The organism is Mesorhizobium sp. USDA 4132 (genome assembly GCF_056279545.1).
Genome location: NZ_JBWCCP010000002.1, coordinates 1614148 through 1638899 on the forward strand (window position 1 = coordinate 1614148; position 24752 = coordinate 1638899).

Consider the following 24752-nt stretch of genomic DNA (forward strand, 5'->3'; position numbering starts at 1 on the left):
CAGGTATGTGGATGAAAGGGATTCTGGCTGCGGATCTATGTCAGCGGAACTTTTCCGCCGTCGCAACGCAGTTGATCAGTGCGGCCAGTTCCTTGCGGGAGGCGAAGGAGGTTTCCGGGCTCATCGAGAGGAAGGCCTTGATGCCGCGAACGGTCGGCACCGAGTTCTTCTCGAGCTGGCCGACCACGCGTTCCACTTCCGCGTCGATGCCGGCGTCGGCGACGGTGATGCCGACGATGCCGAGCATCTTGGCTTCGGTCGCGGGGATCACGTCGCGGGTGAACACCATGCGGGAAAGCGTAGCGCGGGAAACCCGGTCGGCGAGCGCGTTGAGTACCAGCGTCGGGGCGATGTCGTGGTTCATTTCCGGCACCTGGAAACTGGCGCTTTCGGCGGCGATCGCCACGTCCGCGAGAGCCGCGATGGCGCAGCCGACGCCGGCGGCCCTGCCGCGGATGGCGGTGATGAACGGAACCGGGATTTCGCGCAGCACTTCATAAAAATCGAGGACCGGATCGGAGATCGCGGTGCGCAGGTCGAGCGCGGTGGCACGAGAACCCGCAGCCGGCATGGCGGCGCTGCGGCCGGTGCAGAAATCGCCGCCCTTGGCGTTCATCAGCACGACGCGGGTTTCCGGCGACAGGGATTTCAGCGCAGCGGTGATGGCCTGCGCCATCTCGGGCGTCAGCGCATTGCCCTTGTCGGGACGGTTGAGAGTGATCTCGAGGACGTTCCCCCGGATATTGATCAGGACGTCGGACAATGTTTTCTCCTCACGCTTCTTGTTTGGCTTTTGCCGCCCGGATCGCTCCCCAGATACGGGAGGGCGTTGCCGGCATTTCGATATGGGTGACGCCGAGATCGGCGAGCGCATCGGTGATGGAGTTGATCGTCACGCCGAGCGACGGTGTCGTACCACCCTCGCCGCCCGGACGGAAACCGAGCGGATGGCTTTTGGCCGGCACTTCGCTGATATGGGTGTCGAAGCTCGGGAAATCGGAAGCACGTGCCACCTGATAGTCCATGAAGGTGGCCGACAGATTCTGGCCGGTCTCCTGGTCGTAATGCGACCATTCGAAAAGTGCCTGGCCGACACCCTGGACGATGCCGCCATGGGTCTGGCCATCGACGATCATCGGGTTCAGCGCCTTGCCGACATCGTCGACGGTCGAATAACGCGGAATATGGAAGAACCCGGTTTCCGGGTCGATCTCGATTTCGCAGACCGCAGCGCCGTAGGGATAGGCAAGCCCATGGGTGGTCTCGTCGGAAATCGCCGCAAGCGTGCCCCGCAGCTCGTCCGGCAGGCCGAGATCGTTTTCCGCAGCCTGGGCCGCCTCGAACAGGCTGACGACGCCGTTCGATCCGCGGGCGCGAAAATGGCCGTCGGTGAAGTCGATCTCTTCCGGCGCGACGTTCAGCATGAAGGCGGCGATCCTGCGGCCGCGCTCGATGATCTCGGCAGTCGCCTTGTGCATGACGATGCTCGCAAAGCGCAGCGAGCGGCCGGAATGCGAACCGCCGCCGGCCGAGACGAAATCCGTATCGCTGGCGCGGATCTGCACGACCTCATGGGAAACGCCGAGGAATGAGCCGACGAGCTGGGCAAACGCCGTCTCGTGCCCCTGCCCCGTATTCTGGGTGCCGATCACGACGTCAACGATGCCGGCGGTCGGATCGATGGTGATTTCGGCGCGCTCGCGCGGCACGCCGCTGGTGCCCTCGATATAGTTGGAAAGGCCGATGCCGCGATACATGCCGCGTTTGCGGGCTTCAGCGCGGCGCGCCTCGAAGCCCTTCCAGTCGGCCATCTCGAGCACCTTGTCCATACAACCGATATAGTCGCCATTGTCGTAAATGACGCCCATCGGGTTGGAATAGGGAGAGGCCTCTTCCGGGATCATGTTGATGCGCCGTAGCTCCACCCGGTCGAAACCGAACTTGCGGGCGGCAAGGTCGATCATCCGCTCGATGATGTACATGGCTTCGGGGCGGCCGGCGCTGCGATAGGGGATGGTTGGCACGGTATTCGACATCGCCGCGCGGAATTCCACATGCGCGACCGGCACCCGATAAAGGCTGGTCATCAGCTGGATGCCCTTGTTGAGGGGCGTGTAGGACACCGTATGGGCGCCGATATTGCTGGTATTGACCGAATGGAAGGCAAGGAACCTGCCGTTTTCGTCGAGCGCAAGCCTGGCCTTCACATGCAGGTCGCGGCCCTGAAAATCCGACAGGAAGGCTTCGATGCGTTCCGCCTGGTGCTTGACCGGCCGGCCGGTGAGCTTGGCGGCATAGGGCAGCAGCACGAATTCCGGATAGGTGGCGTTGCGGGTGCCGAAATTGCCACCGACATCGCGGGGCGCGACGACGCGCACGAAGGCCATTTCGACGCCGAGAGACGCAGCGATCTGCTCACGCATCATCACCACGCCATGACCGCCGGAGGCGTGGATGGTGAATTTGCCGGTCTCCGGGTCGTATTCCGCAGCGGAGGAACGCGGCTCCATGTGGACGCCGGTGACGCGCTGCGCCCAGCTGGTAAATTCGAGGACGTGGGCGGCCTTGGCGAATGCCTCTGCGGTGCCGGCCCTGTCGCCGACTTCGCCGTCCATCGCCTTGTTGCCCGGAACATGGTCCCAGAGCTGCGGCGCGCCTTCTTCCAGCGCGTCAACGCCGCGCACAACCGCGGGCAGTTCCTCCCAGTCGACTTCGATGGCTTCGGCGGCATCCTTGGCGAGATTGGTGCTCTCGGCGATCACCATGGCCACCGCCTCGCCGACGAAGCGGGCACGGTCGGTCGGCAGCGCCTGGTGATGGGTGCGAGCACGCTCGGTGCCGTCATGGTTCTTGATGCGGATGTCGGAGCCGAACTGCGAACTGCCGATCGCGTGCGGGATCGGCGCAATGCCGGCCGCTACGATATCCTCGCCGGTCAGCACGGCGAGCACGCCCGGCATGTCGCGGGCAGCCGACGTGTCGATGCCGCGGATGATCGCATGGGCATGCGGCGAGCGCACGAAGGCGGCATAGGCCGTGTTCTCGAATTTGAGGTCGTCGGCATACTGGCCCTTGCCGGTGATCAACCGGTTATCTTCCTTGCGCCTGACGTCTTCACCGATCATGCCATTCCTCCCATTCACATCGTCCCACATATCCCGGACGATGGCATTCCGCATGCGGCTCTTGGGCCTTCCTGAAGCGAAACGCAAATCAATTCATAATAGACACATTATATCCGTCAATGTTGAAAATTACAGCTTGCGAAAATTGCCTGTAAAGCCTTTCTCTTTCGACGACAGCCGAGCGCCCACCGGAATGAGGGAAAACGCAATGTCCCTACAAGAAAAAAGGCCCAGACCGAGGTCTGGGCCAAGCTTCCCCTGGGAAGGGTATCGCCTCAGGCGGCATCAGGCCCCCTGGTTGAGCACGTAGCCGGGGCCGCGCTTCAGGAAGTCGGTCCAGAGCCGCAGCGTACGTTCCGGCTGGTCGACCTCGATCGAATGGGCAGCGTCGAAGATGAAGGCGCGCTGCGAGGTCGGGATGTTGCGCTTCAGGTGCGCACCGGCCTCCGCCGGCACGACCTTGTCTTCGGTGCCGAGCAGGATCAGCGTCACCGCCTCCATCGAGGGCAGGCGCGCACTCAGTGCCTCGTCAACCTGAATGTCGTTCGCGAGGCGCTCGTAGGTTTTGCCGTTGCTGGCCATCACTTCAGGCGATTTCGGCGTCGACTTGATCTTCTGCGGATGGGCGTAGAGCGCCTTGAAGCGCGCGTCCGGATCGGCGGGAAGCCCGCCCTTGCCCTCGAAGCGGAACCCGGCCGGGACGCCGAGGATCAGGTGGTCGACCATTTTCGGGTGCTCGGCGGCGAGCCACAAAGCCGACCAGCTGCCGAAGGACGAGCCGATCACATCGAACCGCGGGCCGACCAGCTTTTCGGCGAACTCGGCGACCATGGCCACCCAGTCCCGCACCGTCTTCAGGTTTTCGTTGCCCTCGGTGCCGTCGAAGCCCGGGCAGACCGGCGCATAGACCGTGTGGTTCGCGATAAGCGCCTTCAGCGGCTCGGTCAGCATCACGCCGCCGGCGGCATGCAGGTAGACAACCGGCTGCCCCGTGCCGCCGACATGATAGGAGAGCCTGCCGCGGGAAAGCTCGATCGTCTTCAGTTCAAAGCTCATGGATCAAACTCCTCTTACAGGCCAGCGACTTCGGGGGCGACGCGGTCGCGGAACAGTTCCATGCCGCGGCGAACGACGCTGCCCGGCATGTTGCCGACCTTGATCGTCAGGTTCAGCAGGCCGCAATCGAGTTCCTGGCGCAGGCGCTTGATCTGCCGGATGACCGATTGGGGGCTGCCGCAGATGATCGAACCGGCTTCGATCTGTTCTTCCACCGTACGGCCGCGCAACGTTGCGAGGCGCTTCTGGAAGTTTTCGCCGGCGTCGGCCTCGGTGTAGTAGCGGCTCTGCCCGAGCACGAGCTGCTGGGCGGAGCGCTGCGGGCGCATCAGCGTCTGGTGGAAATAGGTTTGGGCGGCGGCCATGTGGTGCCTGGCCTCCTCGTCCGTATCGGCAATGCAGATCTGCTGGCCGACCAGGATATCGTCCGGCGTCGGTTCCCAGCCATAGGAACGGGCGGTCTTCTTGAAATTCTCGACAGCAGCCTTGGCGATCGACAGATCCTGGATCAGCGTGATGCCCATGATGGCGCGCATCTTGGCGACGAATTCGGCCGATTCCGCGTTGCTGGCGGACATCAGGATGCGCGGATGCGGCTTCTGGATCGGCTTCGGCCAGATCGAGATAGCCGGGAACTGATAGTGCTCGCCTTCCCAGCCGAAGGGCTCGTCCTCCGTCCAGCACTTGATGATCAGCTCGGTCGCCTCGCGCAGCCGGCTGCGGGATTCGCTCGGGGGGATGTTGTAGGCGATGTATTCGTGCGGGATGCCGCGCAGGAAGCCGGCGACGAGGCGGCCGCCCGACATCACGTCGATCATCGCATATTCTTCAGCGACGCGGACCGGGTTCAGCAGCGGCAGCAGGTTACCGACGATGGCGATCTTCGCCTTGGACGTCTGGCGGGCGAGCGCGCCGGCGATCAGGTTCGGGTTCGACATCAGGCCGTAGGGGCTGAAATGGTGCTCATTGCAACCCACCCAGTCGAAACCGTAATTCTCCGCATCGACCATCTCGTCGATATACTCGTTGTAGAGCGCCTGGATGCGGGTGCTGTCGATCCCGTGGGTGCTGACCGGCCATTCATGCGGCAGCTTGTTGTAATCGGGATAAGGCATCAGGTGGAAGAAGTTGAACTTCATGGAAAGCTCCGCTGGGACCGCGGCCGGATGAGGGCAACGGATCCGACGATGGTGATTGAAATTGGATCAGTTGCTGGCGACGAGGCGCGGCGCGGCATCTTCGACGCAGCTTGCCATCATCATTTCGGCGAAGCTGACGACCTGCGAGGCGACGATTTCGAGCGGCTGGGCGACCTCGCGGCGGGCCGGTTTACCGTCGACGAAAGGTTTTTCGTTGGATTTGATGGTCGCCGCGTAAGGGGTCGGCCAACCGCGCAGCGCATGCACGATCGAGCGCAGCCCGATCAGCGTCGAGCCGAGCGCCTGGTCGCCGGCGGCGCAGATAATGCAGCCGACGGCGCGGCCCTCGAAATAGGAGCGGGCGTCCTCGCGCATGTCTTCCGTATAGTCGATGACGTTCTTGATCATGCCGGACATGCCGCCGTGATAGCTCGGCGTTGCGATGACGATGCCGTCGGCGCGACGAAGGGACTGAAGAAGATTAAGGGCGGCCGGCGTGCGGTCCGTCACGCCCGGATCGAAGAGCGGCAGTTCGAGCGCCGTGCCGCAGATGAGGTCGGTTTCCGCGCCGGCCTTTTCGGCCGCGGCAAGGCAATGGCGCAGGGCGAGCTCGGAGCTCGAGCCGGGGCGCTGGGTTCCGCCGATACCGACGATAAAAGGTTTGCGGGTTTGAGTCATGGTGGTCTCCTCCCTCGGCCGTAGCCGATTGCCTTGTCAGGCCTCCTGAAGAAATCTTTGTATACCTTTAATGCGGAAGTCAAGGCATAACCATCGTATAAGAGCTTGCCACGCTAGTCTGGTATACACTTTTTGACGATAGACGATTGTCATATTTTCCCGCATCATCATCACGACAAGGAAAAGGTGGCCGCTTGACCAAGGAGACAACCAGAGACGATGCCAAGGACGGGGCAACGCAGAGCGCTGTCGAAACTGCCTATCACCGTATCCGGCATCTGATCCTCACCGGCGAGATGCGCTCCGGCGACAAGCTGCTCGAAAACCAGCTTGCCGCCGCGATCGGGGTGTCCCGCACGCCGATCCGCGAGGCGTTGAACCGGCTGAGCGCTGAGGGCCTGGTGGTGCTGGAACGTTACCGGCGGGGGATCGTCGCGGATTTCTCGCTCGACGACGCGATCGAGATCTTTCGGTTACGCGCCATTCTCGAAGGCCATGCGACCAGCCGCGCCGCCACACGCATTTCGGAAGCCGACCTGCAGCGGCTGCAGGAGTTGGAACGGCTGATGGAGACCCAGTTCGAGGAACTCGGCTGGAACGAGCACCTCGAAGGTTTCGACAGGCTCAACGCCGAATTCCATGCGGTGATCGCCGCCGCCGCCGAAAGCCCGCGGCTCGAAAAGATCCTGGCCTCTTCGCTGGAACTGCCGGCCTCGATCTTCAACCGTTACTCGGAGCCGGTCGAGGTGCGCACCCGCCGCACCCATGCCCAGCACCGGGAAATCCTCGCGGCGCTCAAGGCCCGCAATCCCGAATGGGCGCAGGCGGCAATGAACGCTCACCTCTTTTCGCTTTTGCCGTCTGCCTCCGGCTCGCTTGAGCATGAAGACGGGGCAAAATGAGTGCGGTAGTGCCGCTCTCTTCGAAGCTCCCGCCGACTGGCCGTTGCCGACCTGCTACCGGTTGGTCGCCATCCACAGGACGTGGCGGCCGCCGCGCTTGCCATTGGCGCGCACAAAGATTTCCTCGGCGGCAAACCCCGCATCCCGCAGCCGGCGGGTAAAGGCGGCATCCGGCGCCGACGACCAGACGGCCAGGACGCCATTTTCGCGCAGTGCAGCCTTGGCGGCCCGGAGCCCGGCGTGATTATAAAGGCTGTCGTTGGAGGCCCGCGTCAGCCCGTCGGGGCCGTTGTCGACATCGAGCAGGATCGCATCGTAGGCGCCGTTGCGCGACCGGATCAGCGCCCCGACATCGCCGACATGAATATCGACACGCGGATCGTCGAGCGTGCCCTTGTGAAATTCCGCCATCGGCCCCCGCGCCCAGTCGACCACGGCCGGTACCAGTTCCGCGACGGTGACCCTGGTATCCTCCGGCAAAGCGCCCAAGGCCGCCCGCAGGGTAAATCCCATGCCGAGGCCGCCGATCAGCATCCGGGCATTCTTCCGCCCGGCGATCCGCTCGCAGGAGAGCGTCGCCAGCGCCTCTTCCGAACCGCTCAGCCGGCTGTTCATCAACTCCGTCGAGCCGAGCAAGATCGAAAATTCGGCGCCGCGCTGCTTTAGGCGCAATTCGCCGCCCTCGCCGGGAATGGTTGCACGGTCAAGCTGGATCCAGGGAAGCATCGGCGTGTCTCATTGTCTTGCGTGAGGCCTCCTAACACAGACCTCATGCGAAAAACACAGCTATGCATTCGGTCATCGTCGAATGCACGATCAATGGGAGATCGAGCCTATGGACACGTTGAAGGGAGGTTGTTCAGCCTCCGTCGCCCGGCTTCCAGCCGATCGGCGGAGGTGGAAATGTAAGTGCCTCGATCAGCACGGGGACGAACTTTTCAAGTTCGTCATCGGTAAGCTCCGGATAACCGTCTCCGTTCGGAAAATCATCCGAGCACGCGTCGTCGTTTTTTGGAATCATGTCTCGCCCCAGCCCGCGGCGAACATGCATGGAATTTGGCAAATAGCATCATCTTTTCGATGTCGTACTGCAAAAATAAAAAGGCCCGCGCCTTTTTCCCCCTGCGCGGGCCTCTCCTAAGCCGGTACCTCTTCTACGTTCGGCTTAGGATGCAGTCATTGTACTCCCGACTGCGAAGTCCTCAACTCGTCCAAAGGACCTAGCGCAAGGGGTATAGCCCCGAGGGGGTAGCGGCCGGCTTTTTTGGGGCGCCGGCCGCTGAGACCGCATCGACTGGGGGGTGACAATTGCGCGGTCCTACGCCTCAAATGACGGCATTCACAACCGCACATCAAGCTGAACCTTGGGTGATATGGCTACGCCCAAAGGCTTCATAGCGTTACCAAACTCATCAAATCGGCGCCCCCCTCAAGCCGCCGTCCTGGATGTCGCGTTGCGCAGATATGGCATGACCTCCCTGGAATAGATCTCCATGTTCTTACGGGTTAGCTCGGCCGGTAGGGTACCGAACTGCAGGAGCGTCAAGAGGTGACCGAAGCCGATCTGGGCCTGGTACTCCTCCAGCTTCTCGCGCACCGTCGCCGGGCTGCCGCAGATGAATTTGCCCTCTTCGATGACGCTGTCGATCGTCTGCTTCATCGCATGGCCGGCCTTGGCCGACATCGCCCCGACCATCGACTTTACCGAGGTGTAGCCCGGCGGCAGCAGCATCTCCATCGGCATGCGCAGGAACTTCTGCAGGAAGGCCTCGATATGCTCCTTGGCTTCGCGGCGGGCGATCTCGTCGGTCTCGGCGACATAGAGCGGCAGCGACCAGCCGAGCTGATCTTCGGTCGCCTCGTAGCCGTAGCCGGCCGCAACGTCCTTATACATCTTCATGTAGCGGGCGACGGTGGAGACCGAGGCGAAGGTCTGGAGATAGGTGTATTTGCGGTCCGGGTGGGCCGCCCACTCGATCGTTTCGCTGGAACCCTGGCTGGGGATCCAGATCGGCGGATGCGGATTGTCCTGGTAGACCCGCGGCCAGACGTTCACGTATTCGAAATTGTAGTGCTTGCCTTCGAAGACGCTCGGGCCGGGTTGCGTCCAGGCCTGCAGGATCAGGTCATGGGCTTCCTGGAACCGCTCATGTGAAAAGGCAGGGTTGACGCCCCAGGAATGGTATTCGGCGCCGATGCCGCGCACCATGCCGGCGATCAGGCGGCCGCCGGTAATGTTGTCGACCATCGCGAATTCTTCCGCCACGGTCAGCGGGTTGTTGAGGAGCGGCAGCGCCCGGCCGAGAATGGCGATCTTGACGTTCTTGGTGCGGCGGGCGAGCGCCCCGGCCATGACGCCCGGGATCGGCATCAGGCCATAGGCGTTCGAATGGTGCTCGTTGACGCAGATGCCGTCGAAACCGAGCTGGTCGGCATATTCGAGCTCGTCCAGGTAACGATTGTAGAGCTGGTGGCCCTTCTTCGGATCGTAATAGGTGTTCGGCAGGGTGACCCAGGCGGAATTGTGCTTTTCGTCATAGGACAGATCGAGATCCGCATAGGGCATCAGGTGCATGAAGTAGAATTTCATCGCGTAACCTCCCCGATGAAGCCATTGACCAGTTCAACGAAACGGTCGGCCTTTTCGATCTGCGGCACATGTCCGCAATTCTCGACGATCTCGAGCCGCGAATTGGGAATGAGGTCGCGCCAGGCTGGGGCGTAACCGACCGGCATCGCCTTGTCGTCGCCGCCCCAGACGATCAGCGTCGGCACCGGAATCCGATGCAGCCACTTGTGCAGGTGCGGATTGAGGAAACGTGGCTCCCAGGCGAGCTTGGCCGACGTGAGCTTGTTCCTGAGAAGGATTTCCATCCCTTCCTTCGACGGCGGCGGGGCGGCCAGCATCGCTTCCGCAAACGCCTGGTCGTGGAAGAGGTTGCGGGCGGTCTCCTCCGGGTTCCACATGAAGACGTCGCCCTTGCGCACGCCCTTCACCCGGATACCGGCCGGCGCCACGACAGTCAGGGAGCCGAGTTTCGTCGCATTGCGGACGGCGATCTCCGCCGCCAGCCAACCGCCGATCGATTGGCCGACCAGGTTGACCTTCTCCAGGCCGAGATGGTCGAGGACATCCAGATAAAAGAAGGCAAGGTCGGAAATATTGTCCAGCCATTCCGGATCGTCGGAGGCGCCGAAACCGGGATGTTCCGGCACGATCACCTCATGGGTTTCGGAAAGATGCTCCATGAAGGGCAGCCAGCGCGAGGCGCCGCTCGCACCGTGCAGGAAGAGCAGCGGAGCGCCCTTGCCTCCCCGCATCAGCCGGATCTTCGTTCCGGTGACGGTTTCAAAGCTTTCGGTAAAGCTCATCGGTGTTTCACCCTCCCCGGGACCTGACGACCGTTAAGGCAGGCGCTCCTCTGCACCCGCGAATGGCGGCAATCTGTATAACCTTTCGGGGAGGGTCAATATGACTCTGTCAAATTTTGATTGATAATAGCAAATTTCTAACTTGCATCTTCGACAATTGCATACAAGGTTGGAGCCGCTTGGGTGGGTGATTTTGCTTGATCAGGCGTGGGCGACCACCGTCCGCCCCTCATCCGGCTAACGCCACCTTCTCCCCGTTCTTGACGGGGAGAAGGGATATGCCGCACCGTCGCCGCTCCCCCTCGCCCCGCGTGCGGGGAGAGGGTCGCCGAGCGTAGCGGAGGCGGGGTGAGGGGCTGCCACGGCGCCCAGGAGACTAAGGGAGGAGAAAAAATGCAGGCCGAAAAACTATTCGATCTCAAAGGCCAAATCGCCGTCGTCACCGGTGCGGCGAGCGGCCTTGGCCTTGCCATCACCAAGACGCTGGCGGCCAATGGCGCGCATGTGGCGCTGCTCGATCTCAACCCCGAGACGCTTGCCGCCGCTTACCAATGGCTGAACGGCCAGGGCTTTTCCGCCGAAAGCCATCAGGTCGACGTCTCCGATAGCGCGAGCCTGCGCAACACCATCGATGGCATTGCCGAAAAACACGGGCATCTCGATATCCTCGTCGCCAATGCCGGCATCAGCGGTGGGCCGAATTCCCGCACGGAAGCGGGAGCGATCGAAAATGTCAGCGACGAGCTGTGGAACCGGGTGGTGGATGTGAACCTCACCGCCACTTTCGTCGCCATCCAGTCCGCCGCCAGGCATATGAAGAAACAGAGACAAGGCCGTATTGTCGCAATCGCCTCGATCGCCGGCATGCGCGGCGATCCGATGACCGGTTACGCCTATGCATCCAGCAAGGGCGCCGTTGTCAATCTCGTCAAGCAGGCCTCGTGGGAGCTGGCGCCTTATAACGTGCTCGTCAACGGCATCGCGCCCGGCCCCTTCCGCACCAATATCGCCGGCGGCCGCATCCGCGAACCGGAGGTGGAAAAGGCCTTTGCCGACACGGTGCCGCTCGGCCGCATTGCCGAGACGGACGAGATCATGGGCCTCGCCCTGCTTTTGGCATCGAAGGCCTCGAGCTTCATGACCGGCGCGGTAATCCCGATCGACGGTGGTACGATCGCTATTTGAGCCGACGTGAACGTCGGAATTGACAATATCAGGCTCCCTGCTTTATCCCCTTGAAGTGGACGAGGAAGCCGGGTTTGAGAAAAACCCGAAATTGACGAATGCCAGACGCACTCGTCTCATGAAAACGGAGGAGACGACCATGAACATCGCGACCAATCCAGCCCGTTCGTCCGACGCTTACCAGTCCGCGCGTCTCCTGATCGATGGCGCCTGGCTGGAGAATGGCGACCGCAAGACGCAGCCGCTGATCAACCCGGCCACCGAAAAGGCGATCGGCGTTGTGCCGCATGCGACGGCGCAGGATCTCGACCGGGCGCTCGAAGCCGCAAAGCGAGCCTTTCCGCTATGGCGTGCGACGAGCCCGCGCGAGCGTGGCCGCATCCTGAAGCGCGCAGCCCAGTTGATGCACGACCGGCAGGAAGAGATCGCCACACTTGCAACGCTCGAAATGGGCAAGCCGATCGCCGAAGCGCGGCTCGAAACCCATTTCGCCACGGAAGAAATGGAGTGGTTCGCCGAGGAAGGCCGCCGCACCTATGGCCGCGTCATTCCGGGCCGCATCGGCGAAACCCGCTTTCAGGTCGTCAAGGAACCGGTCGGCCCGACCGCCGGTTTTTCGGCGTGGAACTTCCCGGTCGGCAATGCCGCCCGCAAGATGGGCTCGGCGCTCGCTGCCGGCTGTACGATGATCTACAAGCCCGGCGAAGAGGCGCCGGCGTCCGCCGCGGCTGTCGCCCAATGCCTTTTGGATGCGGGCGTTCCGGCCGGCGTCATCGCCGTCGTCTACGGCGTGCCGGACTTCATCTCCCGCCACCTGCTCGCCTCGCCGATCATCCGCAAGATCTCGTTCACCGGCTCGGTCCCGGTCGGCCAGCACCTCATCCGGCTTGCCTCGGAAACCCTGAAGCGCACTACGATGGAATTAGGCGGCCATGCGCCGGTGGTCGTCTTCGACGATGCGGACCAGACCGCCGCACTCGACATGTCGGTGCAGCGCAAGTATCGCAACGGCGGCCAGGTCTGCGTTTCGCCGACCCGCTTCTACGTGCAGGACAAATCCTATGACGCCTTCTGCGCCGGCTTTGCGGAGCGTGCCGCGAAGATCACGGTTGGCGACGGCCTCGATCCGGCGACCGGCATGGGGCCGCTGGTCCACGGCCGCCGCCGCGACGCGATCGAGGCGCTGGTGCAGGACGCCACCTCCAAGGGCGCCAAACTGCTCGCCGGCGGCCATCGCATCAACAACGAAGGCTTTTTCTACGCCCCGACTGTTCTCGCCGACGTGCCAGGCGATGCGCGGATCATGAGCGAGGAGCCGTTCGGCCCGGTCGCGGTGCTCAACCGCTTCTCGGATTTCGACGATGCGGTCACCAAAGCAAATGAACTGCCCTACGGCCTTGCGGCCTACGCCTTCTCCAATTCGCACAAGACCATCGCAAAACTTTCCGACGCGCTGGAAGCGGGCATGGTCGGCATCAATTCCTTCAACATCTCGATGCCGGAAACGCCGTTCGGCGGGGTGAAAGCGAGCGGCCACGGTTCCGAAGTCGGGATCGAGGGCGTCGATGCCTACATGGTTACCAAAACGGTCAGCATCACCTGACGGACGAGTTTCTGGCGGGTTCTTAAAAGTTTCCAAGAGGATTGCAGCATGAAACACGAAAAACCCACCGGCACGTTCGCCGCCGAGGCCGTTCTGACCCACATGAAGGCCGCAGGCATCGATGTCCTGTTCGCCAATGGCGGCACCGACTTCCCGTCGATCATCGAGGCGTTTGCCCGCCAGCCGGAAACCGGTCTGAAAATGCCGGAAGCTCTGGTCATCCCGCATGAGGGTGTCGCGGTCGGCATGGCTCATGGCTATTATCTGATGACGTCTAAACCGGCCGGCGTCATCGTCCACGTCAATGTCGGGCTTGCCAACTCGGTCATGGGCCTGATCAACGCCCGGTCGGAAAACGTGCCTGTCATGATGTTTTCCGGCCGCACGCCGATCACCGAGCACGGCCGTTTCGGCTCGCGTTCCTCGCCGATCCATTGGGGCCAGGAAATGTTCGACCAGGGCGGCATGGTCCGCGAAGTGGTCAAGTGGGACTATGAACTGCGCTATCCGGAACAGGCGGGCATCGTCATCGACCGCGCCATGAGCATCGCCATGAGCGAGCCGCGCGGTCCCGTTTATCTGAGCCTGCCGCGCGAGGCGCTGGCCGAAGGTGCGGAGGTCGAGATCAGCCAACGCTCGACGGTCACCCCGACCACCTACGGCCCGGCCGATCCGGAATTGGTCGCTCAGGCTGCCGACCTGCTCGCCAAGGCAAAAACCCCGCTGATCATCACCCAGAGCCCGGAGCTCGCGCCGGATTTCGAGCCGCTCGCCGGTTTCGTCGAAAAGTTCGCGCTGCCGACAATCGAGATGTGGGCAACCCGCCTGGCACTGCCGAGCGGCCACCCAATGATGATCGGCCGCGACTCGACCCAGGTCCTGAAGGAAGCCGATGTCGTGGTCGTGATCAATGCCGCGGTTCCGTGGATTTCAGACCATACGGAGCTTTCAGCCGGCGCCAAGGTCATCGCCATCGGTCCGGACCCGCAGCATAGCCGCGTACCGATCCGCAGTTTTCCGATCGACATCGCGCTTGCGGGCGGCGTCAACAAGACGATCGCAGCGCTTGCCACTGCGATGGCCGAGCGCGTGCCGGCTTCGGAAACCTTCTCCGAGCGTCGCGAAAAGTGGGCGAAGATCAAGGCGGCCCAGGCAGAGGCCGCCGACAAGCGCGCCGCCATGGGCAACGGTTCGCCGATGACACCGGCCTATGTCAGCCGCTGCATCTCCGATATTCTGGACGACAGGACGACTGTGGTGAACGAACTCGGCATTGATCCGTCGGTGATGAGCTTCAAATATCCGAAATCCTACTTCTCGACCCCGCTGTCCGGCGGTCTCGGCTTCGGCCTGACGGCAGCGCTCGGCGCCCAGCTCGGCGACCGCAGCCGCCAGGTGATCGCCACGATCGGTGACGGTTCCTACATGTTCGCCAACCCGGTCGCTTGCCACCAGACCGCGACCGCGCTGAAACTGCCGCTGCTGACGGTCGTTTTCAACAACGGCATCTGGAATGCGGTGCGCCGCTCGACGCTCTACATGTATCCGGATGGAAGTGCGGCGACCGCCAACACCATGCCGATCACCGCGCTCGATCCGGCTCCGGACTATGCCGCCGTCGCCCGCGCCCATGGCGCCCATGCCGAACGCGTCGAGACCGGCGCCGATCTGCCGGCGGCGCTGCAGCGGGCATTGGCCGCGACCAGGAGCGGGCAGCAGGCCATGCTCGAAGTCATGGTTTCGTACTAAGAGGCGTCGGTCATGGGGGGAGCCGGGAACGACGCAAGGACGATCGAGACGCTGGCGGAGCTCCGCCGGCGTTATCCGATGGTCGGCGACCTGGAAAAACGGGCGAAATGGCGCATACCGCGTTTTGCCTACGAATTTCTCCAGGGCGGCGCCGGCGACGAGACCGGCCTCAACCGAAACCGGACCGCACTGCAGGCGGTCGAAGTCGTACCGCGTTATGGTATCGACGTTTCCAAGGTCGACACCTCGGTCGAGCTCTTCGGCCATCGTTACGCCGCCCCGATCGGCATCTCGCCGATCGGCTTTGACGGCATGATGTGGCCGGGCGCCACCGAACAGTTCGCCAAGGCCGCCCAGGCCCACAATATTCCCTATCTGGTCGGAACGCTGGCCTGCGCGACGATCGAGCAGGTGGCGGAATGGGCGCCCGATGTCACCTGGTTCCAGCTCTATCCGATGGCGCCGAACAACCACCAATACAGCCTGGAAATGACTGATCGCGCCCGCATCGCCGGCGCGAAGGTTCTGGTCGCGACACTCGACGTGCCGGTGCGCGCCAAGCGCCCGCGCGATCTTCGCAACGGCCTCACCATGCCCTTCAAGCTGACGCCGAAGACGATGATCGCGGCGGCGATGGCGCCGTTCTGGCTGGACGCGATCCGCCGCAAGGGCATGCCGACCTTCGCCAACATGGCAGGCTTTGCCGGCGCGCCGGACCGCGTCACCACCTCCGCCTTCGTGCAAAAGCATATCGGTGGCGGCTTCCCCTGGGAGCAGATCGCCCGGTTGCGCGACAGATGGCCGGGGCCGATGATGGTCAAAGGCGTCATGCACCCGGCGGATGCGGAAAAGGCGCTCGAACTTGGCCTCGACGGCGTGATCGTCTCCAACCATGGCGGCCGCCAGTTCGATGCGGCACCGGCAACGATCGACGTCCTGCCCGAAATCGCCCGCACGGTCGGCACCCGTGGTACGGTCCTGTTCGACAGCGGCGTCGTCTCCGGCGTCGACATGGTGCGCGCAGTCGCCTGCGGCGCCCATTCCTCCTTTGCCGGCCGCGCCTTCATGCTCGGTCTTGCCGCACTCGGAGACCATGGCGCCACCCATATGGCGCAGGCCTTCATCGAGGAATACCGCATCACGCTCGGCCAGAGCGGACTGCTGAATACGGACCAGGCCCGTCGCGCATCCGTACGCCATCCCGGCGCCTGGACCGCACAAGACTTCCAACCGCACCTCTAATCGACCATGTCTCCGGGGAGGAGAAACCCATGAAAGTTGCCGACGCCATCGTGGAAATTCTGAAGCGCGAGGGGATCGAGGTCATTTGCGGTTACCCCGTGAACCACGTCCTCGAACACGCGGCCATGGGTGATATCCGCCCGATCATCGTGCGCCAGGAGCGCCACGGCCTGCATATGGCCGACGCCATGTCGCGCTTAAGCTCCGGCAAGACGATCGGCGTCTTTGCCATGCAGCTCGGACCGGGCACCGAAAACGCCTATGGCGGCATCGCCCAGGCCTATTCCGAATCGGTGCCGCTGCTGGTGCTGCCGATGGGCTACGAGCGCCGCGTCGCGCATGTCGACCCGAACTACAATGCGACCCGCTCGATGCGCGACATCACCAAGTCCGCCGAGCCGATCACCTCGGCCGCCGAGATCCCGAACATTTTCCGACGCGCTTTCTCCAAGTTGCGCAACGGCCGCGGCGGCCCGGTTCTGGTCGAGATCCCGAACGACATGTGGCAGGACGAGGTGCCGGAGCCGCTGAACTACCGGCCGGTTCTTTCCACCCGTTACGGTCCGGACCCGATTGCCGTGCGCGACGCCGTCGACCTGCTGCTCGCCGCCAAGCGGCCGATCCTCTATGCCGGCCAGGGCATTCATTACGCGCAGGCCTGGCCGCAGCTGAAACAGCTCGCCGAACTGCTGGCGATCCCGGTTTCCACCAGTCTCGAAGGCAAGAGCGCGTTTCCGGAAACCCATCCGCTGTCGGTCGGCGCCGGCGGGGCGGCAATTTCCAAGACGCTGCGCCATTTCCTCGACAGTTCCGACCTGATCTTCGGTATCGGCTGCTCTTTCACCGAGACCGCCTTCGGCGTGCAGATGCCGCTCGACAAGACGGTCATCCACGCCACGCTCGATCCTGACCACGTCAACAAGGACATCGAAGCCAAGGTGGCGCTGGTCGGCGATGCGGCGCTGACGCTCGACGCGGTGCTTGCCGAGCTCGAAGCCCGCAAGGTTTCTCCGCGCGACCATACGGAAATTGCTGCCGAAATCGCCAAGGTGCAGGAGGAATGGCTTTCCGAATGGATGCCGAAGCTCACCTCCGACAGCAAGCCACTGTCGCCCTATCGCGTGCTCTGGGACCTGCAGCACACGGTCGATATCGAGAACACCATCATCACCCATGATGCCGGCAGTCCGCGCGACCAGCTTTCGCCGTTCTGGAAGTCGGTAAAGCCGCTTACCTATATCGGCTGGGGCAAGACGACCCAACTCGGTTATGGCCTGGGCCTCGCCATGGGCGCCAAGCTGATGCATCCGGACAAACTCTGCATCAACGTCTGGGGCGATGCGGCGATCGGCTTTACCGGCATGGATTTCGAAACCGCAGTGCGCGAACGCCTGCCGATCCTGTCGATCCTGCTCAACAATTTCTCGATGGCGATGGAACTGCCGATCATGAAGGTGTCGACGGAAAAATACCGCTCGACCGACATTTCCGGCGATTACGCCGCCTTTGCCCGCGCGCTCGGCGGTTACGGCGAACGGGTCACCGACCCGGCCGAAATCATCCCGGCGATCAAGCGCGGCATCGAGCAGACGCAAAAGGGCGTGCCGGTCCTCCTCGAATTCATCACCACGCAGGAAATCGCCCGTTCCCGCTACCACCGCATGCTGACGGGTGAGAAAAAATGACCTCCCTGCAATCCACGATCGACGCCCTGAAGCTCCACTTCGGCGATCGGCTTTCGACGACGGAAGCGGTGCGCGAACATCACGGCCACGACATGTCCCGCCAGCCCACAAGGTTGCCGGATGCGGTGGTCTATGCCGAAAACGAGGACGAGGTGGCGCGCGTCGTCTCGGCCTGTTTCGGGGCCGGCATACCGGTAACGCCGTTTGCGGCAGGCTCGTCGATGGAAGGCCACACGATCCCGCTGAAGGGCGGGATCTCGCTCGATCTCACCCGCATGAACAGAATAGTCCAGGTCAACCACGAGGATTTCGACGTGCAGGTCGAGGCGGGCGTCACCCGCAAGCAGCTCAACACCCATATCCGCGATACCGGCCTGTTCTTCCCCATCGATCCCGGCGCCGACGCCTCGCTCGGCGGCATGGCCTCGACCCGAGCTTCAGGCACCACGGCCGTGCGCTACGGCACGATGCGCGAAAACGTGCTGGCGCTGCGCGTCGTCACCCCCCAGGGCAAGATCATCACCACCGGCCGCCGCACCAAGAAGTCTTCCACCGGCTACGACCTGACCAAGCTTTATGTCGGCGCCGAAGGCACGCTCGGCGTCATCACCGAGGTCACCGTCAGGCTGCACCCGATCCCGGAAACGATCGCCTCCGCCGTCTGCGCCTTCGAGACGATGCGCGGCGCGGTGGAAGCCGTCGTTGCCACCATCCAGAGCGGCATCCCGGTCGCCCGCATCGAATTCCTCGATGAAGTGGCGGTCGAAGCCGCCAACCGGCATGCCGGCCTGACCCTGAAGCTCGCGCCGACCCTGTTTCTCGAATTCCACGGCAGCCCGCGCTGGGTGGAGGAACAGTCGAACACCGTGCGCGAGATTGCCGATGAATTCGGCGGTTCGGACTTCGAATGGTCGACCCGCACCGAGGACCGCGAGCGGCTGTGGAAGGCGCGCCACGAGACGATCTATTCCAACCAGACGCTGCGCCCCGGCTGCAAGGCGTTTACGACGGATGTCTGCGTACCGATCTCGCGGCTTGCCGAAGCCGTCCTCGCCGCCCGCGAGGACATCGACAATTCCTTCGTGATGGGCAAGATTATCGGCCATGTGGGCGACGGCAATTTCCATGTCGGCTACCTGATCAAGCCGGAAATCCCCGAAGAACTCGCCGAAGCCGAGCGCCTCGCCGAACGGCTCTACCAGCGCGCCATGGACATGGGCGGCACGTTCAGCGGCGAACACGGCATCGGCATCTCGAAGCTGAAATATCTCCGCCGCGAACATGGCGACGCCGTCGACATGATGAACGCCATCAAGGCCGCACTCGACCCGAAAGGCATCATGAACCCCGGCAAGCTGGGTCAGGTGGAGTAAGGGCGGACAAGGCCCTTAGATGATCACCGGCTGAGATCGATGCGGCTGGTCACCACCGATTTGCCGCTCGAAAGATCCTTGTCGACCGTTTGAAGCCGGAGGCGGTCGTTGCCGATCTTCTCGATCGTCATGTTGGCGACGCGATCCCCGTTGATCACCCTCGCCCAGCGGACGCCAAGATTGATCGCATTGCCGCGGCGGTTGCCGGAAAGCATCGAAGGCTGCCCGGAGGGCCCGACATAGGTGCCGCTATAACCGTTTTCCGAAGCCTGCAGGTCGGCCGATATGCTGCGCCGGATGACCAGCAGGCCACGGCAGATTCCCTGCATCGACAGGGTGGTCGCCCCGGCCGTCGAGGTGAAGCTGCAGGTGACGTTGATGGGCGTTGCCCCGATGCGGGTCAGAACCGTGCCCTCGCCGCTCCAGTTGCCGGAAAGTGTTTTCAGGAAATCGCTTTCGGCGGCCAAAACGAGGCCCGGCAAAAAACCGGAGGCGATAAACGCAGCAGCGGCGAGAAATGAGCGCATGGCGACGATCCATCTGAACGCTCGCATCGAACGCCGGCTGAGCCATTCCGTTCCATCCGGCATGCGAAGCTGCCATCAAGTGGCCCAGCACCGCGTAAATCCACTTCAACCTTGCTGCCGCCCGGGAACATGCTACATATGTAGCACTTTCAGGAGCGAACCATGCCGGTCACCACCAAAATCAGACGCCAAGGCGGTGCCGCGGTGATTACCATCCCCCCGGCCCTGTTGAAGCTGATGCATACCGAAGTCGGCGATCAGCTGACGCTCGACGTCGCCAACGGTGAATTGATCGCCCGTCCCGTCGAGAACGGCCGCAAGCGCTACACCCTTAGCGAATTGCTGAAGGGAAGCGATGCTATGGCGATGCTGAATGCCGCTGTCGCCGATGCGCAGGAAGGCGATCCGATAGGACACGAGATCTGATGATCCGCAGCAACGTGCCGAGGCGCGGCGATGTCTACTGGATCGACCCAAACCCCGTCGCCGGCCGGGAAATGAAGAACCGGCATCGTTTCGTTGTCATCACACCGATCGAGATCAGCAGGCTGGGCGTCAGCATGACGGTGCCCATCACCACCGGTGGGGCTTTTATCCGCGATGTCGGTCTTGCGGTGGCGATTTCCGGGCACGACACGACCGGCGTCGCCGTTTGCAACCAGGTCCGCAGCTTCGACATTCCCGCCCGCATCCAGCAGAAAACCGCGCAATATATCGAGACGCTGGACGAGGCGACGATGAATGAAATCGTCTCGCGCGTGGTCAGCGCCATCGACCCGGCACCTGAACCCGCCTGATCTCTTCCCTTCATCCTCCCCTGCCCTAACTGAATTTTCCGGGCGAGGAAGAAGGAGGACAAAGGATGATCATCCGGTCTGGAAGCTGCCTTTGCGGCAACGTGCGGTATTCGGTGAAGGATGCGCCGGTCAGGATCGGGCTTTGCCATTGTGCCGATTGCCGCAAGGAAAGCGGCTCGAGCTTCGTCACCTTCGGCATCTGGCCGCGGCACGGCTTTGAAAGCACAGGCGAGGTCAAGTATTTCCATGGGCGCGGTTTCTGCCCCGAATGCGGCTCGCGCGTTTTCAATGAGAGCGACAGCGACGAGATCGAGATCCGCGTCGGATCGCTCGACATGGCGCCGACCGACCTCGAACCGGTCTATGAGATCTGGGTGAAGCGGCGGGAGAACTGGCTGAGCCCGCTTGCCGTCCCTCAATTCGAAGAAGATCGCAATTGACGCATTGTCGCCAGGCGAGGACCCTATAAAGTGCCGCCGAGCGGACGGGAGACAGACAGATGTCGGAACTGATCGACAAGGCAATTGTCATCGCGACCGAGGCGCATGAAGGACAGTCGTCGAAAACCGGCGGTCCGTTCATCGACCATGTCCGGCGCGTCGCCGAAAACGTGGCCGGCGAGGACGAAAAACAGGTCGCCTGGCTGCATGACGTGGTCGAGAAAGGCCCCGGCTGGACGTTCGAGCGGCTGCGCGAAGAAGGCTTTTCCAAAGCGGTCGTCGATGCCGTCGACGCGATGAGCAAACGCGACGGCGAGGAATATTTCGCTTTCGTCCGCCGCTCGATCGAAAATCCGCTCGCCCGACCGGTCAAGCGCGCCGATCTCACCGACAATCTTGCCCAGATGCGCCAGATGGGCGGCGACGGTTCGAAATTCGCCGAAGGCCTGCGTATCCTCAACGAGCGATATCCATCCTGAGATATCCAACCTGACGGGCGGAACCTTGCGCCATCCCTTGCCGTTCGTTTTCGCACGGCAGAAGCCGCGATCCAGCGACAGGATGGACTCATGGAACTCAAGAATCAGGTGGCTCTGGTAACCGGGTCAGGCTCGGGCATCGGCAAGGCGGCGGCGATGAAACTCGCGGCGGAGGGCGCAAAGATCGGCCTGCTCGGTCATACGAGAACGGAGATCGAAAAGGCTGCCCGGGAAATAGAGAAGGCCGGCGGAGAAGCGCTGGTGCTCGAAGCCGACGTTTCCGACGAGAACCGGATGCGCGAAGCGATCGACCGGCTTGCCGAAAAATTCGGGCGGCTCGACATTGTCGTCGCCAATGCCGGCATCAACGGCGTGTGGGCGCCGATCGACGACCTGAAGCCGGAAGAGTTCGACAGGACGATCGCCGTCAACCTGCGCGGCACCTATCTGACGCTTCATCTTACCGTGCCGCATCTGAAGGCGCAGGGTGCAGGCTCGATCGTCGTCGTCTCCTCGATCAACGGCAACCGCACCTTCACGACGCCCGGCGCCACCGCCTATACGGCCACTAAGGCCGCGCAGGTGGCGATGGTGCAGCAGCTGGCGCTGGAACTCGGCAAGCACCACATCCGCGTCAACGCCGTCTGCCCCGGCGAGATCGAGACCAATATCCACGACAATACCAGGCTTCGCCACGAGCAGGAAACCGCAATCCCGGTGGAATGGCCGGAGGGCCAGGTCCCGATCAGCGACGGCCGACCGGGAAAAAGCGCGGACGTCGCCGAAGTCATCGCCTTCCTCGCCTCCGACCGCTCCCGGCACGTGACCGGCACCCCGATCTACGTGGACGGCGGCCAGGGGCTGCTGAGGTAGGATTGCTTTCCGCTTTGAGCGGCGTCGCTGAAGTTGTGCCCTGGAACGGTTGGCTGAAGGGCGGACATAGGACTTCAGTCCCAATCCCTTTCGTGGAACCCCCTTCCTCAATCCGCGTTCATGTCGCGCAAAAGATTGAGGAAACACCCAATGAAAAAACTGCTTCTCGCATCGGCCCTGGCCATTTCTTCCATTCTCTCGGTCGCCGGCCCGTCCGACGCCGCGAGTGTCACCGTCACCACCCATGAGCGGGTCGCTCCGCGTCATACCGTCCGCGAAGTCTACCGTCCGTATCGTCCCCGCCACCGTGACTGCATGGTCAAGAAGGTGAAGACCCGCTACCACGGCCGGATCGTCGTCAGGACCACCCGCGTCTGCCGCTGATCCCCGGATCGCAAATGAGAGAGGGCGGCGGCGATCGGGCCGGCGCCCTCTCGTTCGGGAAAACCGATCGGGCGAGTGCCGGAGGTTCAGGATCGCCTTTTTCCGGGCGACAGGCGCCGTCGGAAGATCTCAATATGCCTGCGGTGGATCGTGCGGATAACCGTAAAATTCGGTTGCAATGCCACAGGAATCCGGCAACTTCCCTCTCCTGAAATGGAGGCAAGCCCATGTCCAGCAAATCCGCGGAAAAAGCGCCGGTCATCGTCATCGACCTGCAGACCAACATGTTCGACGGCCTTGTCGAGGCGCCTCTTCATGAGGCGGATCGCCTCACCGACCGCGCCCGCAAGGTGATCGACTGGGCGCGGCGCGAAGGCCGGGCGATTGCCTTCGTGCGTCATGACGGGCCGGAGGGCGATCCGCTGGCGCCGGGAGAGCCGGGCTGGCCCGTCTGGCCGGCACTTGGCCAGCGGGACGACGAGCCGACCTTCTCGAAGACCGTCCGGGACTCGTTCAGCAACCCGGAACTCGGCCAATGGATCGAGAACCAGGGTGCGCCCGAAGTGGTGATCCTCGGCGCCCAGACGGATTTTTGCGTCGCCGGCACGGTGCAGGGGGCGATCGCGGCCGGGCTGAAGGTGACGGTGGTTGCCGACGCCCACAGCACGCTCGATCAGCCGCAGGAGAGCGCCGCCGCCATCATCCGCCGCTACAATGCCCAGTTCGCCGAGGCCGGCGTCAATCTGGTGACCACCGAGGCGCTCACCGGTTCCCCGGCCGCCTGACCGGTTCTAACCCAGCTCCAGCCGGCGGGTGATGCCGATCGCCTGAAGAAACACCTCGTCGTGGCTGACCACCAGTAGCGCGCCGTCATAGGCGCGCAACCCGGCCTCGACCGCGGCGATGGAATCGATATCCAGATGGTTGGTCGGCTCGTCGAGGATGAGCAGCGACGGCGGTTCCGGTCCGCCGAGCACGCAGACAAGCCCTGCCCGCAGCATCTGGCCGCCCGACAGCGTGCCGACCATCTGCAGCGCGGCGTCGGCGCGGAACATGAAACGGGCGAGCGCCGCGCGGCCGGCATTTTCGTCCGCCTGTGGATTGAGACGCCGGAAATTGTCGCGGATCGACAGCGCCGGATCAAGCAGGCTCACCCGCTGGTCGAGCATCGCGGATCTGACCGGAACCCGTACCGTGCCCGAGAACGGCGACAGGCTGCCCGAAATCAGCGACAGCAGCGTCGTCTTTCCCGAGCCGTTCGGACCGGTGACGGCGATCCGTTCCGGCCCGGTGATCTCGAAGGAGAAGTCGCGCAGGATCGGCTTTCCCACCTCGTAACCGGCGGTGACGTTGTCGATCCTGAGCACGACCCGGCTCGCCGGCAGGCCGGTCGGCGGCAGCGTCACGGAGAGCGGCTGCAGGGTCTCGATCTTTTCACGCGCGGCGGAGATGTCGGCGGCCGCCTGGGCCCGCAGCCGCTCGGCAAGCCGGGCATTGTCGCCGCTGGTGTTTTCCGCCCGCCGCTTCATGCCGCCGGCGACGATGCGCGGCATATCGCCCCGGGCAGCCTTCTTCTTGCCAACGCTGTCCTTGCGCGCCTTGCGTTCGGTGGTTTCCTGCGCCACGCGGTTGACCTCCGCCATCCGTTTTTCGGCGTCAGCGAGATCGTGCTCGACAGCGGCCAATTCCAGCGCCTTGCGCTCAAGGTATCGGCTCCAGTTACCGCCATAACGGGTGGCACCGAGCGAGGTCAGTTCGACGATCGCGTCGACGGTTTCGAGCAGTTCGCGGTCGTGGCTGACGATGATCGCCCCGCCGCGCCAGCCGGCGAGCAGGTCGACCACCGCCTGGCGGCCGTCACGGTCGAGATTGTTGGTGGGTTCGTCGAGGATCAGGAAGTCCGGCCCGGCGAAGATCAGCGCGGCCAGCCCCGCGCGGGTGCGCTGGCCGCCCGACAGCGTTTCGAGCGGCGTGTTCGCATCCGCATCGAGGCCTGCCCGCGCCAGCGCTTCCGCCATGCGCGCCTCCAGCATCCAGTCGGCATTGGCGAGTTCCTCGGCGGATGCCTCGCCCGCTTCGGCGCGGGCAAGGATGGCCAAGGCAGCGCGTGTGCCAAAAAGGTCGGCGATGGTCTCATCCGGCG

Annotated in this window: 25 protein-coding genes; 14 read left to right on the forward strand and 11 right to left on the reverse strand. The window is 63.3% G+C overall.

Annotated elements, in window-relative coordinates:
* Window positions 1–40: 40 nt before the first annotated feature.
* The 5 genes from ACZ9IU_RS30355 to ACZ9IU_RS30375 all read right to left on the reverse strand — a co-directional run bounded on the left by ACZ9IU_RS30355 (window position 41) and on the right by ACZ9IU_RS30375 (window position 5998).
* Window positions 41–763 carry an enoyl-CoA hydratase/isomerase family protein gene (locus ACZ9IU_RS30355; RefSeq protein ID WP_051900289.1) on the reverse strand — a complete coding sequence of 241 codons (723 nt, stop codon included), beginning with the start codon at window positions 761–763 and terminating at the stop codon, window positions 41–43.
* Window positions 764–773: 10 nt separating this feature from the next.
* Window positions 774–3125: a xanthine dehydrogenase family protein molybdopterin-binding subunit gene (locus ACZ9IU_RS30360; protein ID WP_040124075.1), complete on the reverse strand. Its 2352-nt coding sequence runs from the start codon at window positions 3123–3125 to the stop codon at window positions 774–776.
* A 285-nt stretch (window positions 3126–3410) separates the two neighbouring features.
* Window positions 3411–4181 (reverse strand): alpha/beta fold hydrolase, encoded by a 771-nt coding sequence (locus ACZ9IU_RS30365; RefSeq protein ID WP_040124073.1) that lies wholly within the window; start codon window positions 4179–4181, stop codon window positions 3411–3413.
* A gap of 14 nt (window positions 4182–4195) precedes the next feature.
* Entirely contained in the window at window positions 4196–5320 is a 1125-nt protein-coding gene (locus ACZ9IU_RS30370; protein ID WP_040124072.1) for an LLM class flavin-dependent oxidoreductase, read from the reverse strand.
* A gap of 66 nt (window positions 5321–5386) precedes the next feature.
* A complete protein-coding gene (locus ACZ9IU_RS30375) occupies window positions 5387–5998 on the reverse strand; it encodes an NADPH-dependent FMN reductase (protein ID WP_040124070.1) in 612 nt (203 codons plus the stop codon).
* A 194-nt stretch (window positions 5999–6192) separates the two neighbouring features.
* Here ACZ9IU_RS30375 and ACZ9IU_RS30380 point away from each other — a divergent pair, with 194 nt between their 5' ends.
* Window positions 6193–6900, forward strand: coding sequence for a GntR family transcriptional regulator (locus ACZ9IU_RS30380; RefSeq protein ID WP_051900286.1), 708 nt, complete (start codon window positions 6193–6195; stop codon window positions 6898–6900).
* A gap of 54 nt (window positions 6901–6954) precedes the next feature.
* Here ACZ9IU_RS30380 and ACZ9IU_RS30385 read toward each other — a convergent pair whose 3' ends face one another.
* From ACZ9IU_RS30385 to ACZ9IU_RS30400, 4 genes are all read right to left on the reverse strand, one after another.
* Window positions 6955–7626: a spermidine synthase gene (locus ACZ9IU_RS30385; protein WP_040124068.1), complete on the reverse strand. Its 672-nt coding sequence runs from the start codon at window positions 7624–7626 to the stop codon at window positions 6955–6957.
* Between the two features lie 133 nt (window positions 7627–7759).
* Window positions 7760–7921: a hypothetical protein gene (locus ACZ9IU_RS30390; RefSeq protein WP_157885280.1), complete on the reverse strand. Its 162-nt coding sequence runs from the start codon at window positions 7919–7921 to the stop codon at window positions 7760–7762.
* Window positions 7922–8329: 408 nt separating this feature from the next.
* Window positions 8330–9490 carry an LLM class flavin-dependent oxidoreductase gene (locus tag ACZ9IU_RS30395; protein WP_040124067.1) on the reverse strand — a complete coding sequence of 387 codons (1161 nt, stop codon included), beginning with the start codon at window positions 9488–9490 and terminating at the stop codon, window positions 8330–8332.
* Entirely contained in the window at window positions 9487–10272 is a 786-nt protein-coding gene (locus ACZ9IU_RS30400; protein ID WP_040124066.1) for an alpha/beta fold hydrolase, read from the reverse strand. Before ACZ9IU_RS30400 ends, ACZ9IU_RS30395 begins: the two co-directional genes overlap by 4 nt.
* Before the next feature lie 393 nt (window positions 10273–10665).
* On the opposite strand from ACZ9IU_RS30400, the gene ACZ9IU_RS30405 reads away from it, so the two are divergent.
* The 6 genes from ACZ9IU_RS30405 to ACZ9IU_RS30430 all read left to right on the forward strand — a co-directional run bounded on the left by ACZ9IU_RS30405 (window position 10666) and on the right by ACZ9IU_RS30430 (window position 19109).
* The gene (locus ACZ9IU_RS30405; RefSeq protein WP_040124064.1) at window positions 10666–11457 is read left to right on the forward strand and encodes an SDR family NAD(P)-dependent oxidoreductase; all 792 of its coding nucleotides are present in this window, start codon (window positions 10666–10668) and stop codon (window positions 11455–11457) included.
* Between the two features lie 139 nt (window positions 11458–11596).
* Window positions 11597–13060 (forward strand): NAD-dependent succinate-semialdehyde dehydrogenase, encoded by a 1464-nt coding sequence (locus tag ACZ9IU_RS30410; RefSeq protein WP_051900284.1) that lies wholly within the window; start codon window positions 11597–11599, stop codon window positions 13058–13060.
* Between the two features lie 48 nt (window positions 13061–13108).
* Window positions 13109–14809, forward strand: coding sequence for a thiamine pyrophosphate-requiring protein (locus ACZ9IU_RS30415; protein WP_040124062.1), 1701 nt, complete (start codon window positions 13109–13111; stop codon window positions 14807–14809).
* A gap of 12 nt (window positions 14810–14821) precedes the next feature.
* Window positions 14822–16051 carry an alpha-hydroxy acid oxidase gene (locus ACZ9IU_RS30420; RefSeq protein ID WP_040124060.1) on the forward strand — a complete coding sequence of 410 codons (1230 nt, stop codon included), beginning with the start codon at window positions 14822–14824 and terminating at the stop codon, window positions 16049–16051.
* Window positions 16051–17736: a thiamine pyrophosphate-requiring protein gene (locus tag ACZ9IU_RS30425; RefSeq protein ID WP_498957855.1), complete on the forward strand. Its 1686-nt coding sequence runs from the start codon at window positions 16051–16053 to the stop codon at window positions 17734–17736. Before ACZ9IU_RS30420 ends, ACZ9IU_RS30425 begins: the two co-directional genes overlap by 1 nt.
* Entirely contained in the window at window positions 17733–19109 is a 1377-nt protein-coding gene (locus tag ACZ9IU_RS30430; RefSeq protein WP_040124057.1) for an FAD-binding oxidoreductase, read from the forward strand. The genes ACZ9IU_RS30425 and ACZ9IU_RS30430 overlap by 4 nt, the downstream gene beginning before the upstream one ends.
* A gap of 23 nt (window positions 19110–19132) precedes the next feature.
* Here ACZ9IU_RS30430 and ACZ9IU_RS30435 read toward each other — a convergent pair whose 3' ends face one another.
* A complete protein-coding gene (locus ACZ9IU_RS30435; protein ID WP_040125675.1) occupies window positions 19133–19636 on the reverse strand; it encodes a hypothetical protein in 504 nt (167 codons plus the stop codon).
* Between the two features lie 162 nt (window positions 19637–19798).
* On the opposite strand from ACZ9IU_RS30435, the gene mazE reads away from it, so the two are divergent.
* From mazE to ACZ9IU_RS30470, 7 genes are all read left to right on the forward strand, one after another.
* A complete protein-coding gene (gene mazE, locus ACZ9IU_RS30440) occupies window positions 19799–20062 on the forward strand; it encodes a type II toxin-antitoxin system antitoxin MazE (RefSeq protein ID WP_040124055.1) in 264 nt (87 codons plus the stop codon).
* Complete coding sequence (gene mazF / locus ACZ9IU_RS30445) at window positions 20062–20433, forward strand: type II toxin-antitoxin system toxin MazF (protein ID WP_040124053.1); 372 nt, start codon at window positions 20062–20064, stop codon at window positions 20431–20433. The genes mazE and mazF overlap by 1 nt, the downstream gene beginning before the upstream one ends.
* A 65-nt stretch (window positions 20434–20498) precedes the next feature.
* Window positions 20499–20873, forward strand: a complete 375-nt coding sequence (locus tag ACZ9IU_RS30450; RefSeq protein ID WP_040124052.1) for a GFA family protein — start codon at window positions 20499–20501, stop codon at window positions 20871–20873.
* A 59-nt stretch (window positions 20874–20932) separates the two neighbouring features.
* On the forward strand, window positions 20933–21352 hold the full coding sequence (locus ACZ9IU_RS30455; protein WP_040124051.1) for an HD domain-containing protein: 420 nt from the start codon (window positions 20933–20935) through the stop codon (window positions 21350–21352).
* Between the two features lie 90 nt (window positions 21353–21442).
* Window positions 21443–22225: an SDR family oxidoreductase gene (locus ACZ9IU_RS30460; RefSeq protein ID WP_040124050.1), complete on the forward strand. Its 783-nt coding sequence runs from the start codon at window positions 21443–21445 to the stop codon at window positions 22223–22225.
* A gap of 150 nt (window positions 22226–22375) precedes the next feature.
* Entirely contained in the window at window positions 22376–22609 is a 234-nt protein-coding gene (locus ACZ9IU_RS30465; RefSeq protein ID WP_040124049.1) for a hypothetical protein, read from the forward strand.
* Window positions 22610–22836: 227 nt separating this feature from the next.
* Window positions 22837–23394: an isochorismatase family protein gene (locus ACZ9IU_RS30470; RefSeq protein WP_040124048.1), complete on the forward strand. Its 558-nt coding sequence runs from the start codon at window positions 22837–22839 to the stop codon at window positions 23392–23394.
* Window positions 23395–23400: 6 nt separating this feature from the next.
* Here the strand turns inward: ACZ9IU_RS30470 and ACZ9IU_RS30475 are convergent.
* Window positions 23401–24752, reverse strand: a 1352-nt coding sequence (locus tag ACZ9IU_RS30475) for an ATP-binding cassette domain-containing protein (protein ID WP_498957843.1), incomplete at its 5' end; no start/stop codon positions are given.

Excerpts from the sequence above, each read along its gene's own strand:
- ACZ9IU_RS30360 (WP_040124075.1), bottom strand. The coding sequence starts at position 3,125 with ATGATCGGTGAAGACGTCAGGCGCAAGGAAGATAACCGGTTGATCACC.
- ACZ9IU_RS30365 (WP_040124073.1), bottom strand. The coding sequence starts at position 4,181 with ATGAGCTTTGAACTGAAGACGATCGAGCTTTCCCGCGGCAGGCTCTCC.
- ACZ9IU_RS30370 (WP_040124072.1), bottom strand. The coding sequence starts at position 5,320 with ATGAAGTTCAACTTCTTCCACCTGATGCCTTATCCCGATTACAACAAG.
- ACZ9IU_RS30375 (WP_040124070.1), bottom strand. The coding sequence starts at position 5,998 with ATGACTCAAACCCGCAAACCTTTTATCGTCGGTATCGGCGGAACCCAG.
- ACZ9IU_RS30385 (WP_040124068.1), bottom strand. The coding sequence starts at position 7,626 with ATGCTTCCCTGGATCCAGCTTGACCGTGCAACCATTCCCGGCGAGGGC.
- ACZ9IU_RS30390 (WP_157885280.1), bottom strand. The coding sequence starts at position 7,921 with ATGATTCCAAAAAACGACGACGCGTGCTCGGATGATTTTCCGAACGGA.
- ACZ9IU_RS30395 (WP_040124067.1), bottom strand. The coding sequence starts at position 9,490 with ATGAAATTCTACTTCATGCACCTGATGCCCTATGCGGATCTCGATCTG.
- ACZ9IU_RS30400 (WP_040124066.1), bottom strand. The coding sequence starts at position 10,272 with ATGAGCTTTACCGAAAGCTTTGAAACCGTCACCGGAACGAAGATCCGG.
- ACZ9IU_RS30405 (WP_040124064.1), top strand. The coding sequence starts at position 10,666 with ATGCAGGCCGAAAAACTATTCGATCTCAAAGGCCAAATCGCCGTCGTC.
- ACZ9IU_RS30410 (WP_051900284.1), top strand. The coding sequence starts at position 11,597 with ATGAACATCGCGACCAATCCAGCCCGTTCGTCCGACGCTTACCAGTCC.
- ACZ9IU_RS30415 (WP_040124062.1), top strand. The coding sequence starts at position 13,109 with ATGAAACACGAAAAACCCACCGGCACGTTCGCCGCCGAGGCCGTTCTG.
- ACZ9IU_RS30420 (WP_040124060.1), top strand. The coding sequence starts at position 14,822 with ATGGGGGGAGCCGGGAACGACGCAAGGACGATCGAGACGCTGGCGGAG.
- ACZ9IU_RS30430 (WP_040124057.1), top strand. The coding sequence starts at position 17,733 with ATGACCTCCCTGCAATCCACGATCGACGCCCTGAAGCTCCACTTCGGC.
- ACZ9IU_RS30435 (WP_040125675.1), bottom strand. The coding sequence starts at position 19,636 with ATGCGCTCATTTCTCGCCGCTGCTGCGTTTATCGCCTCCGGTTTTTTG.
- mazE (WP_040124055.1), top strand. The coding sequence starts at position 19,799 with ATGCCGGTCACCACCAAAATCAGACGCCAAGGCGGTGCCGCGGTGATT.
- mazF (WP_040124053.1), top strand. The coding sequence starts at position 20,062 with ATGATCCGCAGCAACGTGCCGAGGCGCGGCGATGTCTACTGGATCGAC.
- ACZ9IU_RS30450 (WP_040124052.1), top strand. The coding sequence starts at position 20,499 with ATGATCATCCGGTCTGGAAGCTGCCTTTGCGGCAACGTGCGGTATTCG.
- ACZ9IU_RS30455 (WP_040124051.1), top strand. The coding sequence starts at position 20,933 with ATGTCGGAACTGATCGACAAGGCAATTGTCATCGCGACCGAGGCGCAT.
- ACZ9IU_RS30460 (WP_040124050.1), top strand. The coding sequence starts at position 21,443 with ATGGAACTCAAGAATCAGGTGGCTCTGGTAACCGGGTCAGGCTCGGGC.
- ACZ9IU_RS30465 (WP_040124049.1), top strand. The coding sequence starts at position 22,376 with ATGAAAAAACTGCTTCTCGCATCGGCCCTGGCCATTTCTTCCATTCTC.
- ACZ9IU_RS30470 (WP_040124048.1), top strand. The coding sequence starts at position 22,837 with ATGTCCAGCAAATCCGCGGAAAAAGCGCCGGTCATCGTCATCGACCTG.